11 protein-coding genes are annotated in these 13,516 nt (G+C 62.3%); 6 read left to right on the forward strand and 5 right to left on the reverse strand.

Going from position 1 to position 13,516, the window contains the following annotated elements; genetic code table 11:
* The first annotated feature begins 37 nt into the window (after positions 1-37).
* Complete coding sequence (gene tauD, locus L6D74_RS09090) at positions 38-880, forward strand: taurine dioxygenase (RefSeq protein WP_074689444.1); 843 nt, start codon at positions 38-40, stop codon at positions 878-880.
* Between the two features lie 220 nt (positions 881-1,100).
* Here the strand turns inward: tauD and mgrA are convergent, their stop codons facing one another.
* Genes mgrA through L6D74_RS09105 form a run of 3 tightly spaced genes read right to left on the reverse strand, consistent with a single transcriptional unit; the run spans position 1,101 to position 5,724 of the window.
* Entirely contained in the window at positions 1,101-2,138 is a 1,038-nt protein-coding gene (gene mgrA / locus L6D74_RS09095; RefSeq protein ID WP_236188789.1) for an L-glyceraldehyde 3-phosphate reductase, read from the reverse strand.
* Positions 2,139-2,177: 39 nt separating this feature from the next.
* Positions 2,178-3,497 (reverse strand): LLM class flavin-dependent oxidoreductase, encoded by a 1,320-nt coding sequence (locus L6D74_RS09100; protein ID WP_236188791.1) that lies wholly within the window; start codon positions 3,495-3,497, stop codon positions 2,178-2,180.
* 1 nt (position 3,498) lies between these two features.
* On the reverse strand, positions 3,499-5,724 hold the full coding sequence (locus L6D74_RS09105; protein WP_236188796.1) for a TonB-dependent receptor: 2,226 nt from the start codon (positions 5,722-5,724) through the stop codon (positions 3,499-3,501).
* A 206-nt stretch (positions 5,725-5,930) separates the two neighbouring features.
* Between L6D74_RS09105 and L6D74_RS09110 the strand changes: the two genes are divergently transcribed.
* Both L6D74_RS09110 and L6D74_RS09115 read left to right on the forward strand, forming a co-directional pair.
* The gene (locus tag L6D74_RS09110) at positions 5,931-6,968 is read left to right on the forward strand and encodes a LacI family DNA-binding transcriptional regulator (RefSeq protein ID WP_064592716.1); all 1,038 of its coding nucleotides are present in this window, start codon (positions 5,931-5,933) and stop codon (positions 6,966-6,968) included.
* Positions 6,969-7,055: 87 nt separating this feature from the next.
* Positions 7,056-7,316, forward strand: coding sequence for a hypothetical protein (locus L6D74_RS09115; protein WP_007952727.1), 261 nt, complete (start codon positions 7,056-7,058; stop codon positions 7,314-7,316).
* Positions 7,317-7,340: 24 nt separating this feature from the next.
* On the opposite strand, the gene betT is transcribed toward L6D74_RS09115, so the two are convergent.
* A complete protein-coding gene (gene betT / locus L6D74_RS09120) occupies positions 7,341-9,302 on the reverse strand; it encodes a choline transporter BetT (protein ID WP_172829513.1) in 1,962 nt (653 codons plus the stop codon).
* A gap of 377 nt (positions 9,303-9,679) precedes the next feature.
* A complete protein-coding gene (epsC, locus tag L6D74_RS09125; protein ID WP_007952730.1) occupies positions 9,680-10,606 on the reverse strand; it encodes a serine O-acetyltransferase EpsC in 927 nt (308 codons plus the stop codon).
* Positions 10,607-10,796: 190 nt separating this feature from the next.
* Here epsC and L6D74_RS09130 point away from each other — a divergent pair, with 190 nt between their 5' ends.
* The 3 genes from L6D74_RS09130 (at position 10,797) to tcyL (ending at position 13,512) form a co-directional block, all read left to right on the forward strand.
* Positions 10,797-11,801 (forward strand): D-cysteine desulfhydrase, encoded by a 1,005-nt coding sequence (locus L6D74_RS09130; protein WP_085647938.1) that lies wholly within the window; start codon positions 10,797-10,799, stop codon positions 11,799-11,801.
* A gap of 245 nt (positions 11,802-12,046) precedes the next feature.
* Entirely contained in the window at positions 12,047-12,847 is an 801-nt protein-coding gene (tcyJ, locus tag L6D74_RS09135) for a cystine ABC transporter substrate-binding protein (RefSeq protein WP_064592710.1), read from the forward strand.
* A complete protein-coding gene (gene tcyL / locus L6D74_RS09140) occupies positions 12,847-13,512 on the forward strand; it encodes a cystine ABC transporter permease (protein ID WP_236188800.1) in 666 nt (221 codons plus the stop codon). The genes tcyJ and tcyL overlap by 1 nt, the downstream gene beginning before the upstream one ends.
* Positions 13,513-13,516 lie beyond the last annotated feature (4 nt).

Here is a 13,516-nt window from a genome sequence, read left to right on the forward strand (position 1 = left end):
CGACAGTTTCGGGGCCCCGGAATTGAAGAGAACCACCATGAGCAGCCTGAACATCACCCCGTTAAGCTCGGCCCTCGGCGCACAGATCAGCGGCGTCGACATCAGCCAGCCGCTGAATCTGGAACAGCGCGATGCCATCGAGCAGGCACTGCTCAAATACCAGGTGCTGTTCTTCCGCAATCAACCGATCGAGCCGTCGCAGCAGGCGCGATTCGCCGCCTACTTCGGCGACCTGCACATTCACCCGATCTACCCGAATGTGCCGGAACAGCCGGAAGTGCTGATCCTCGACACCGCCGTCACCGACGTGCGCGACAACGCGATCTGGCACACCGACGTGACCTTCCTGCCGACCCCGGCCATGGGCGCGGTGCTCAGCGCCAAGCTGTTGCCGGAATTCGGTGGCGACACATTGTGGGCCAGCGGGATTGCCGCATATGAGGCGCTGTCGGCGCCGATGAAAGCGCTGCTCGAAGGGCTGACCGCGACTCACGATTTCACCCGCTCGTTTCCGCTGGAACGCTACGGCAACACGCCCGAAGCGCTGGCGCAGTGGGAAGCGGCACGACGCAAGAATCCACCGCTGTCGCACCCGGTGATTCGCACGCACCCGGTGAGCGGACGGCGCTCGTTGTTCGTCAACGAAGGGTTCACGTCGAAGATCAATGAGCTGTCGGAGACCGAGAGCGAAGCGGTATTGAAGTTCTTGTTCGCGCATGCGACGCGGCCGGAATTCACCATTCGCTGGCGCTGGCAGAAAGATGACATTGCGTTCTGGGACAACCGCGTGACGCAGCATTACGCGGTGGATGACTACCGTCCGGCGCGGCGGGTGATGCAGCGGGCTACGGTGTTGGGGGATGTGCCGTTTTTTCGCTGAGCCTTTAACGCCAGAGCAAAATCAAAAGCCCCCCTCACCCTAACCCTCTCCCGGAGGGAGAGGGGACTGACCGAGGTGTTTTGTCGCTATACACCGACCTGAAATATCGAGTCGAACTCAGGTTTGAAAACCATGGAGATTTGCTCCCTTTCCCCCTCGCCCCCCTGGGGGAGAGGGCTGGGGTGAGGGGGTGGATTTATCTGACCCACCCCAATTTCGATCACTCCGCCGTAGAAGGCTTCTCCCAAAGATTAATCCCGCCCTCCTGAGCAAACCGGTCAATCTCCGCCAGCTCTTCCGCACTGAAGCTCAGATTCTTCAACGCCCCGACGTTCTCGATAATCTGCTCCGGCCGGCTCGCGCCGATCAGCGCCGAAGTCACTCGCGGATCGCGCAGCGTCCACGCCAACGCCAGTTGCGCCAGGCTCTGCCCGCGACGTTTGGCGATTTCATTCAACGCCCGCACGTGAGCGATGTTGGCCTCGGACAAATGCGAAGACAGCAACGAGCCTCCGCCCGGACGATTGACCCGCGCATCCGCTGGCACGCCGTTGAGATACTTGTCGGTCAGCAGGCCTTGCGCCAGCGGGGTGAACGCAATCACGCCGGTGCCGAGTTCGTCGGTGGTGTCGAGCAGGTCCTTTTCCACCCAGCGGTTGAGCAGGTTGTACGCCGGTTGATGAATCAGCAGCGGCACTTTCCACTCTTTGAGCAACGCGGCGATCTCGCGGGTTTTCACCCCGGAGTACGACGAGATACCGATGTACAACGCCTTGCCCTGCTGCACCGCCGTGGCGAGGGCGCTGGCGGTTTCTTCCAGCGGGGTGTCCGGGTCGAAGCGGTGCGAATAGAAGATATCCACATAGTCCAGGCCCAGGCGTTGCAGGCTCTGGTCGAGGCTGGCCAGCACGTATTTGCGCGAGCCGCCGCCCTGACCGTAAGGGCCGGGCCACATGTCCCAGCCGGCCTTGCTGGAGATGATCAGTTCATCGCGGTACTGCTTGAAGTCTTCGCGCAGCAGACGGCCGAAGTTGATCTCGGCGCTGCCGTAGGGCGGGCCATAGTTGTTGGCCAGGTCGAAGTGGTTGATGCCCAGGTCGAACGCCGTGCGCAGCAACGAGCGCTGTGTGTCGATCGGCGTGCTGTCGCCGAAGTTGTGCCACAGGCCCAGGGACAGCGCCGGCAGCACCAGACCGCTGCGTCCGACGCGGCGGTAAGGGATGGAGTCATAGCGGTTTTCGGCAGCGGTGTAAGTCATCGAATCCTCTCTTGTCGGTCTTGAATCGGGTGTCGATTGCTACGCAAATCTGTTGCCGGGCCGGTCGAGGCCAAGGTTCTGGCGCAAGGTCCGGCCCTCGTATTCGGTTCTGAACAGCCCACGCCGTTGCAGTTCCGGGACCACGCCATTGGCGAAGTCTTCGAGCCCGCCGGGCAGATGTGGCACCAGCACGTTGAAACCGTCCGCCGCGCCCTGCTCGAACCATTCCTGCAAACGGTCGGCAATCTGCGCCGGGGTGCCGACGACGCTGTAATGACCGCGACCGCCAGCGATTCTGCGCCCCAGTTCGGCCAAGGTCAGATGCTCGCGGCCGGCCAGTTCGGTCAGCAGTTTCTGTCGGCTCTGCTGGCCGCTGTCAGTCAGCGGCAACTCCGGCAGCGGCCCGTCCAGCGGGTACTTCGACAGATCGAAGTTGCCCAGCATACGCCCAAGAAGGGCGACGCCAACCTCGGGTTCGACCAATTGCTGAAACGTTTCACATTTTTCCTGCGCTTGGGCTTCCGTCTGCCCGACCACGACAAACACGCCGGGCATGATTTTCAGCGAATCGGCGCTGCGTCCGTACTTCGGCAAGCGCCCCTTGAGGTCGGCGTAAAACGCCTGGGCGTTGGCCAGCGAAGTCTGCGCGGTGAACACCACTTCGGCCGTCTGCGCCGCCAGTTCACGCCCGGTTTCCGACGAGCCGGCCTGCACGATCACCGGCTGACCCTGTGGCGAACGCGCGACATTCAGCGGGCCTTTGACCCGGAAGTGCTCGCCAACGTGATTCAGCACGTGCAGTTTTTCCGGGTGGTAATACGCGCCGCTGGCTTTGTCGCGAATGAAGGCGTCGTCCTGCCAACTGTCCCAAAGCCCGGTGACGACCTGATGAAACTCCCGGGCGCGGCTGTAGCGTTCGGCATGGCCGATGTGTTCGTCGCGGCCGAAATTCTGCGCTTCGGCGGCATTGTCCGAGGTCACCAGATTCCACCCCGCTCGGCCGCCGGACAGGTGATCGAGCGAAGCGAATTTACGCGCCACGTGGTACGGCTCGTTGTAACTGGTGGTCGCGGTGGCGATCAGGCCGATGTGTTCGGTCACTGCGCTCAATGCCGAGAGCAAGGTCAGCGGTTCGAAATGATCGGAACGGGCCATGCGACTGGCGATGTCCTGGGTCGGCGCGGCGACGCTGTCGGCGACGAACAGGGTGTCGAACTTCGCTGCCTCGGCAATCTGCGCCAGGCGTTTGTAATGGGCGAAATCCAGTCCCGCGTTGGCCGGCACGTCCGGATGACGCCACGCGGCGACGTGGTGCCCGGTGGCCATGAGGAACGCGCCGAGTTTCAGCTGTCTGCTCATCTCAGAAGTCCTTGCGCAGTTGCACGCCGAAGTAGCGCTCGTCATCGCGAGGCACAGCGCGGTAGATGTAGTTGCCACCGCTGGCGAGCAATGGCGAATAGGACTTGTCGGTGAGGTTCTTGCCGAGCAACGCCACGCGCCAGCCATTGGTGTAATCGGCCAGGGCCACGCTGGCGTTCCAGAGACCGTAGGCGCCCTGTTTGGTGTCGGCGTTCTGGCTGATGTCGTACTGCACTTCGCTCTGCCAGCTGTAGTCGGTGCCGAGTTCGATATCCAGGCCGTTATCCAGCGGGATGGTGTAGTCGGCCCGCACGTAGCTTTTCCAGTCCGGGCTGAACGGCAGCGGTTTGCCGTTGACGTTGCAAGACGCCGCCGCGCCCGCCGGGCAGGCGAACTCGTCGATGCGGGCGCGGGTGTAGGCCAGCGCGCCGGAGAACTTCAGTTGCTGGGTCGCCTGCAGAGCGAAATCAAGTTCCACACCTTCGGTGCTGACGCTGCCGGCGTTGATCAGGCGCGTTACGACTTGCCCGGCGACGGTGTCGAAAAAATTCGCCTGATAGTTGTCGTAGTCGCTGTGGAAAACCGCGAGGTTGGTGGTCAGGCGATTGTTCCAGGACGAAGCCTTGATCCCCGCCTCCCAGGTGTTGGAGGTTTCCGGTTTCAGCGCTTCGGTGTCGCGCGGCTGCATGTTGAAGAACACGTTGTAAGCCGGGCCTTTGTAGCCACGCGAATAGGTCAGATAAGTGGTGACGGTATCGCTCAGGTCGTACTGCAAACCGAGCCGGCCGGACCAGCCGTCCTCATCCACCGACCCGGAACTGCGGGTGGCCGGTTGAATGCCGCTGACGGTGGTGGCGGAAGTGGAAACGCGACGGTGATCGTATTCCAGATCGTCGTGGGTGTAGCGCAGGCCGGCGATGCCACGCAAGTCCGAGGTGAAATTCAGCGTGCTTTCGCCGAACACCGCGTAGCTGTCGCTGGTGGTGCTGTAATCGGCGACGCCACGGTTGATGCTGGTTGTTGTAGTTAGCGTGCGCTGATAAGTCTCGTCATCCTTGCCATGCATGTAGAACAGGCCGCCAACGTATTCGAGGAACTCGCCTTTCGGCGACGCCAGACGCAGCTCCTGCGAGTACTGGTCGAAGGCCAGATCGCCCTTGTCCGCCGTGCCGGGGAACGCCGCCGTCACCGTGCCGAGACGGTCGCCGTCCTGATACTGGGTGTTGTCCCAGCCACGCCACGCGGTGATCGACGTCAGGGTGTAATCGCCCAGTTGCCAGTCGAGCTGGCCGGACAGGCCCTTGTTGGTGTCCTCGACGTGGGAGCGGGTGTCAGTGTTGATGTCGCGATTGTGGCTGGTGGCACTGACCGGGCTCAACGCATTGGCGAAGGCCGGGGTCAACGACTTGGTCACGACGCCGTTGGGGCCGTCATCGTGGGACTGCATGTAGTCGGCGATCAGGGTAAAGGTGACGTCGTCGTTCGGGGTGAATTCCAGTTTGCCGCGCACGCCGCGATGGTTGTAGCCGTTGACCTCCTGACCGTTGTGCTGGTTGTCGACGTTGCCGTCGTAAGTGCCGAACAAGGTGCTGATCGAACCCTTGAGCGTGTCCGGAATCAGGCTGCCGCCGATGCCGAAACGGGTGCGGCTTTCGTTGCCGCTGTAATACGACTGATCGATGTAGCCGTGGGTCGCGGCGGTCGGCGCCTTGCTGGTGATGTTCAGCACGCCGGCCGAGGCGTTCTTGCCGAACAGCGTGCCTTGCGGGCCGCGCAGAACTTCGACGCGTTCCAGGTCCAGCAGATCGAGGGTCGACTGGCCGGGACGGGCGTAGACCACGCCATCAATCACCGTGGCCACGGTCGGCTCGACGCCCGGCGAGGTGGAAATCGTCCCCACGCCACGCACGAACAGCGAGGTGTCCTTGTTCGATGCGCCGGTGCGGAAATTCAGCGACGGCACTTGCTGGACGATGCTCGCCACGCTGTTGCGGTTGTCACGCTCCAGCTGCTCGCCGTCGATCACCGACACCGCCACCGGCACCTTTTGCAGCGACTCTTCGCGGCGGGTGGCGGTGACCGTGACGGATTTGAGAGTCGGCTCCTGATCGGTGCTGTCGGCGGCGAACGCGGCCGGCAGCGGCAACGCGGCCAGCCCGGTGAGTAGCCAGCCCGCAGCGCGGATCGATTGCGCCAGTTTGTGTGTCGCCCCAGGAATGTTGTGCATGTTTGCCCGCTCGAAAAGTTGCCCTGAACCGCTGCCGTTCTGCGACGACAGCGCCTGTCTCGGTGTCTTGGGCATTCGCTCGAGCGAGTAGCAGACAACGCGCTTTGTTAGCGCTAACATCGCCAGTATTGGCAAGCCGGACATAGACCGTCCAATACTGAAAAATTACTTTTATATGCGTTTTGGTTTTCAAGAAGGATCGAGCCTTGAGCGAAGAAAAGCCCCGCAAACGCCGTGGCGCCGGTCGCGTGACCCTCAACGCGGTGGCGCGCCAGGCCGGTGTTTCGGCGATCACCGTGTCGCGCTATTTCAATCAGCCGGAACAGGTCTCGCCCGAGCGTCGCGAACGGATCGCGGCGGTGGTCGCCGAACTGGGTTATGTGCCGAATCTGGTGGCCGGCGGACTCGCCTCGGCACGGGGAAAAATCGTCGGTATGGTGATCCCGAATATTTCCGGGCCGATCTTCGCCAACACCATTCAGGGCTTCAGCGACACCCTCAGCCGTCACGGCTATCAGCTACTTCTGGCCTCGAGTTACTTCAGCACTGAACAGGAAGAAAACGCCGTGCGGGCCTTCCTCGGCTGGTCGCCGGCGGCGCTGGTGGTGACCAGTCACTTCCACAGCGCGGGCACAGAAAAGATGCTTGCCGAAGCGGATATCCCGGTGATCGAAACCTGGGATTACCAGCCGGATCGCGAGCCGATGCAGATCGGTTTTTCGCACTTTGAAGTGGGTGTCAGCGCCGCTCGTTATCTGCACAACAAAGGCTATCGACGCATCGCGTTCGTGCAGAACAGCGCACCCGGCGACTTCAGCGCACTGGAACGCCGCGACGGCTATGCGGCGACCGTCCGCGAGTTGGGCCTGGAGCCCTGGGTATTCGCACCGGACGCCGATCGCGCCCCGTTCGAGGCCGGCAAACAAGCGATGCAAGCGCTGATGAACGCCTCACCACGCCCCGACGCCATCCTCTTCGCCAACGACAACCTCGCCGCTGGCGGCCTGCTGGCCGGACAACGCGCCGGCCTCAAAATCCCCGAAGACTGCGCCGTCCTCGGCTTCGGCGACTACCCGTTCGCCGAGATGCTGCTGCCGAGCCTGAGCACCATCAAACCGCCGGCGCTGGAGATTGGCGTACTGGCGGCAACGCGGGTGCTGGAAAGCCTTGGCGTGTTGCCGAGCGATGAGGTGCAGCGGTTGAATCTGCTGCAGTGCACGGTCATTGAGCGGGAAAGTACCTGACGAATATGGCGTGGGCTGGTTTGGCTATGCTCTAAATGAAACCGCGAAGGCGCCCGACCAAACACCGACTATGCCGCAGGCCTCCCCATGCACACCGCAATCATCATCTTCTTCGGCCTGATCCTGCTGGCGCTGATGTTCTACATCGGCGAGCGCATCGGCTTCAGTCGGCAGACGCTGGCCTATGGTTTCGCGGCGTTGTGGCTGGCGTTGACGGTGATCAATGGTGCGGTCGGCGTGGTCCACGCCGGGCAGCCGTTGGGGTCGGAGATTGCGATCGGCAGCGCCGTGTATGGTGTGCCGCTGGCGGCGATGGTGTTGTTCATGGTGCTGAGCGCCGAGACCTGAAAGCGTCCCGGCGCCCTGCCCCGATCAACGCACCAGATGCAGGAACTGCATGTGCCGTTCGTACTGGTCAAGGATGTCGTTGATGATCTGCTCTTTCGTGTAACCGACCAGATCGTAATCCTGACTGCCCTCGCTCAAGTGCACTTCAGCGCGGTAGTAGCGGCGATTGTTGAGCTGTTTGGAACCCATCCCGCCTCGAGCGAACGACGGCGTGAAGTAGCCGCGCATCTGCACCTGATAGATGAACGGATGCTGCTCGCCGTGACCGATTTCCAGGCTGACGCTGTCGTGTGCCGGGTCCGGTTGGGTGACCACGTTCAGGCCTTTCTCGGCGAACACGGCCGTCACTTCTTCGATGGCCGGTTTTACCGTGGTGTCCATGAAGCGGTACACCTCGTCGCGCGACGGGAAGTGCACAGCCTGGCTCAAACGCTGACGCCAGCCGCCCTTGCCACGCCGTGAACCGGAGACCGGCGCCAGGGAATGCAGCTGCGCGATCTGCTTCTGCGACTCCAGATAGAACGCCTTGTGCAGGCCCCACATCATCAGCAGCAGAATCATCGAGAACGGCAGCGAGGTCAGCACCACCGCCGACTTCAACGCATCGATGCTGCCGGAGAACAACAGTGCGCTGGTCACCAGCGCGGTCATCGCACCCCAGAACACCCGCAGCCATTTCGGCCCGTCTTCATCCGGGTTGCCGCCCTTGGCCGACAGGGTCGAGAGCACCACGGTGCCGGAGTCGGCGGAGGTGACGAAGAACACGAAGCTGATGAACACCGTCACCGCGATGACGGTCTTGCTCCACGGATAGGTTTCCAGCAGCAGGTAGAGGGTCATCGACGGGTTGTCGAGGGCCGACATGCCCAGTGCCGTCATACCGTGATTGAGCACCTGGTCGATGGCGCTGTTGCCGAAGATCGACATCCACGCCAGGGTGAAACCCAGTGGAATCAGCAGCACGCCGAAGACGAATTCGCGGATGGTCCGGCCACGGGAAATCCTTGCGATGAACAGGCCCACGAACGGCGACCATGCAATCCACCAGGCCCAGTAAAACACCGTCCAGCCGCCGAGCCAGTCGCTCGGTTTGTCGTAGGCGTAGAGGTCGAAACTCTTCATCGGCAACGCGCCGAGGTAGTCGCCAAGGTTCTGGATCAGGGTGTTGAGCAAATGCTGGGTGGGGCCGGCGAATAACACGAACAGCAGCAACGCACAGGCCAGCAGCATGTTGATGTCGGACATCACCCGCACGCCTTTATCCACGCCGGAGACGGCGACGATGATCGCCGCGCCCATCATCAGCGTGATCAGGCCGACCTGAATCCACTGGGTGTGGGCGATGCCGAACAGGTAGTCCAGACCGGAGTTGAGATGGAGCACGCCGAAGCCCATGTCCGCACCGAGGCCGAACACCGTGGCGATGATGCCGAAGCCGTCCACTGCGTAGCCGATGGGCCCGTTGATGCGCTTGCCGATCAGCGGGTACAGCGCCGAACGCAGGGCCAGTGGCAGGTTGTGCCGATAAGCGAAATACGCCAGCGCCATGCCGACGAAAGCGAACACGCCCCAGCCGTGCAGGCCCCAGTGCAGAAAGAGAATCTGCATCGCCTGACGCGCCGCGTCCGCCGTGCCGGCCTCGCCTTGCGGCGGCTGAAGCATGTGGGTCAGCGGTTCGGACACGCAGAAGAAAAACAGCGTGATGCTGATCCCGGCGGCGAACAGCATGCCGGCCCAGGACAGGTAACTGAATTCGGGTTCGTCGTGGTCGGCACCGAGTTTGATCTTGCCGTAGCCCGACAACGCGGTAACCACCACGAAGATCAGATACAGGGTCATGGCGAGCATGTAGTACCAGCCGACCGTGTTGGCCGCCCAGTTTTGCGCTTCGAGAAGCCAGGCGCCGGCCTGTTCCGGCATGGCGATGACGGTCAGGCCGAACAGCAGAATCACCGTCGCGGCGAACCAGAACACCGGCGGATTCATGCGCACCAGACCGCTGGCGGGGGTGGACGATGCACTCATGAACGGTGCACCTCAAGGCGTTGGGAAATGGCTGAAATGATCGGACTCAGCAAAGGCAAGCCTCCTGTTGTGAGCGGGCAGCGAACCGCCGGTTTAACTTGAATGAACGTTCAAGTTAAACATGGATAGCGCGCCAAGGACTAATCGCAGGGCTCAGCGGTACTTTTCGTACGCTAGCTCAAGGAGAGGTATGACGGGGGTTTGGAAGGATTCGTTCAGTTATCGGTGTTGTGTGAAGGCCCATCGCGAGCAGGCTCGCTCCCACATTTGCAACGCGGCTCACTGTGGGAGCGAGCCTGCTCGCGATGGGGCCGGATCAGTCGGAGGAGATGCAAAGGCTACTTCTGCGTCCCGTCATCATGCTGCAGGTTGGCCTGGGTCAGGTTACACCCGGCCGGCACGCTGCGGGTCAGCCACACGTTGCCGCCGATGGTCGAACCCTTGCCGATGGTGATCCGCCCGAGAATCGTCGCTCCGGCGTAGATCACCACGTCGTCCTCGACGATCGGATGGCGTGGATGGCCCTTCTGCAACTGGCCGTCCTCGTCCGCCGGGAAGCGTTTGGCGCCGAGGGTCACCGCCTGATAAATCCTGACGCGCTCGCCGATGATCGCGGTCTCGCCGATCACCACACCTGTCCCGTGGTCGATGAAGAAACTGCGGCCGATCTGCGCGCCCGGATGAATATCGATGCCGGTCGCCGAGTGGGCGATTTCCGAGCTGATCCGCGCCAGCAGCGGCAGGCCTGCGCGGTACAAATGGTGGGCCAGACGATGGTGAATCACCGCCAGAATCCCCGGATAGCACAGCAGCACTTCATCGACGCTGCGCGCCGCCGGGTCGCCGTGGTAGGCGGCCAGCACATCGGTGTCGAGCAGGCTGCGCAGGCCCGGCAGTGCGAGGGCGAAATCCTGGATGATCCTGATCGCCTGAGCCTCGACTTCAGTGTCTGCCTGAGCACTGTGACGGGCGACGTAACGCAACTCGAGTCGTGCCTGGGCCAGCAACGCATTCAGCGCGACGTCGAGGGTGTGGCCGACGTAGAAATCCTCGCTCTCTTCACGCAGATCCACCGGCCCCAGCCGCATCGGAAACAGTGCGCCGCACAGGGCTTCAAGGATCTGCGCCATCGCATCGCGGGACGGCAATTCGCGCCCGCCCTGCTCGCCGGACGCGCGGCCATTCTGTGCACGCCACTGATCCCGCGCGGTACGCAGCTGGCTGACGATGGTCTGCAATTGCCAATGGCTGGAACGCTCGCTCACGGTAAAGACTCCTCACGGGCGGCCGGACTGTCTGGCCGCGTCAACGGCGACTACTTTACGGCAAGCCCACGGGCGCGAATTAAGAACCGATAGTGCTGGCCTAAGCACGTTTGGATATAAGCGATTGGCGGTTGCCCCGGTAAATCGGCGTGCCTATAGTCCGGTGATCTTCCTCCGCCAGTACGGAACCATGTCCACACAACCGATCAAACAACAGCTGCAACGCTTCAACCGCCTCGACCTGCTCGGCCAACCGACCCCACTGGAAAAGCTCGAGCGTCTGTCCACCTGGCTCGGCCGCGATGTCTACATCAAACGCGACGACCTGACGCCGCTGGCCATGGGCGGCAACAAGCTGCGCAAGCTCGAATACCTCGCCGCCGACGCCCTCGCCCAAGGCGCCGATACCCTGATCACCGCCGGTGCACTGCAATCGAACCACGTTCGCCAGACCGCCGCGCTGGCCGCCAAACTGGGCCTGGGTTGCGTAGCGCTGCTGGAAAATCCGCTGGGCACCGACGACAGCAACTACACCGGCAACGGCAACCGCCTGCTGCTGGACCTGTTCGACACCAAGGTCGAGCTGGTCGACAACCTCGACAACGCCGACGAACAACTGGCCGCCCTCGCCGTGCGCCTGCGCAGCAACGGCAAGAAGCCGTATCTGGTGCCGATCGGAGGCTCCAACGCCCTCGGCGCGCTGGGTTACGTGCGCGCCGGTCTGGAGCTGGCGGAACAGATCAAGGACACCGGGCTGCAATTTTCCGCCGTCGTTTTGGCCTCGGGGAGTGCCGGCACTCACAGCGGTCTGGCGCTGGCGTTGAGCGAAGCCCTGCCGCAACTGCCGGTGATAGGCGTGACCGTCTCGCGCAGCGAAGAAGATCAGCGCCCGAAAGTCCAGGGCCTGGCCGAACGCACCGCCGACCTGCTGGGCGTGGCGCTGCCGGACAGCTTCAAGGTCGAGTTGTGGGACGAATACTTCGGCCCGCGCTACGGCGAGCCGAATGCCGGGACACTGGCGGCGGTGAAACTGCTGGCGAGTCAGGACGCCGTGCTGCTCGATCCGGTCTACACCGGCAAGGCCATGGCCGGGTTGCTCGACGGCATCGGTCGCGGGCGTTTCGACGACGGCCCGATCATCTTCCTGCACACCGGCGGCGCCCCGGCGTTGTTTGCGTACAAGGATTTTCTCTGACGCGCTCGTTCCCACGCTCTGCGTGGGAATGCATCCCGGAATACGAAAAACACATATTCCACAGATGAATAACAAACAGAAAATTCATTATTTTCCATTCTAAAAGAACCGTCATATAGTCTCGCCGCAGGCGAATTTCGCGAGAGACGCATAAGCTGCTTTAAGGCAGGATAGCGCTGTCGTCCAATTCCCGGATTCGCCAACTTTCCTTAAGCGTCTTCCATAAGAAAACACAGGGGCTTGTCATGATTCTTTCCGCACTACGTCGAAATCTGCTGGTAGGTTCGCTGGGCCTGGCACTGAGCGCCGGTCTGATCAGCAGCGCCGTTGCCGGTGAACAACTGCAACAGATCAAGGACAAAGGCGTTATCAACGTCGGCCTGGAAGGCACTTACCCACCGTTCAGCTTCGTCGATGCCGACGGCAAGCTGTCGGGTTTCGAAGTCGAACTGTCCGAAGCCCTGGCCAAGAAGCTGGGCGTGAAGGCCAAGATTCAGCCGACCAAATGGGACGGCATCCTCGCGGCACTGGAATCCAAGCGTCTGGACGTCGTGGTCAATCAGGTGACCATCTCCGACGAGCGCAAGAAGAAGTATGACTTCTCCGAGCCGTACACCGTTTCCGGGATTCAGGCGCTGGTACTGAAAGACAAGGCCGCCGCGCTGAACATCAAATCCGCCGCTGACCTGTCCGGCAAGAAAGTCGGCGTGGGCCTGGGCACCAACTACGAACAGTGGGTCCGCGCCAACGTGCCGGGTGCCGACGTGCGCACCTACGACGATGATCCGACCAAGTTCGCCGACCTGAACAACGGCCGTACCGACGCGATCCTGATCGACCGTCTGGCTGCGCTGGAATACGCCAAGAAAGCGCCGAAAACCGTCGCCGCCGGTGAAGCCTTCTCGCGTCAGGAAGCCGGTATTGCCCTGCGCAAAGGCGAGCCTGAACTGCTGGCCGCCGTGAACAAGGCCCTCGACGAACTGCGTGCCGACGGCACCCTTGAGAAGCTGTCCACGAAATACTTCAACGCTGACGTCACCCAATAATGGAAGAAGCTTTCCAACTCGCACTGGTCTCCGCGCCCTTCCTGTTGAAGGGCGCGTACTACACGGTAATCCTTAGCCTGGGCGGCATGTTCTTCGGCCTGCTGCTGGGCTTTGGCCTGGCGTTGATGCGCCTGTCGCGCTTCAAGTCGGTCAGCTGGCTGGCCCGCATCTACGTGTCGTTCTTTCGCGGCACGCCGTTGCTGGTGCAACTGTTCGTGATCTATTACGGCTTGCCGCAATTGGGCATGGAACTCGACCCGCTGCCGGCGGCGCTGATCGGCTTCTCGCTGAACATGGCCGCCTACGCCTGTGAAATCCTGCGGTCCGCGATCGGCTCGATTGAACGCGGCCAGTGGGAAGCCGCTGCGAGCATCGGCATGACCCGCGCGCAGACCCTGCGCCGGGCCATCCTGCCGCAGGCGATGCGCACGGCGTTGCCGCCGCTGGGCAACAGCTTCATTTCGCTGGTCAAGGACACCGCACTGGCCGCCACCATCCAGGTGCCGGAGCTGTTCCGTCAGGCGCAGCTGATTACCGCCCGGACTTTCGAAGTCTTCACCATGTATCTTGCCGCCGCGCTGATCTACTGGATTCTGGCCACGGTGCTGTCGCACTTCCAGAACAAGTTGGAAGAGCGGGTCAATCGGCACGACCAGGAGTCCTGACCCC

It is taken from the genome of Pseudomonas pharyngis (assembly GCF_021602345.1).
Classification (GTDB): domain Bacteria; phylum Pseudomonadota; class Gammaproteobacteria; order Pseudomonadales; family Pseudomonadaceae; genus Aquipseudomonas; species Aquipseudomonas pharyngis.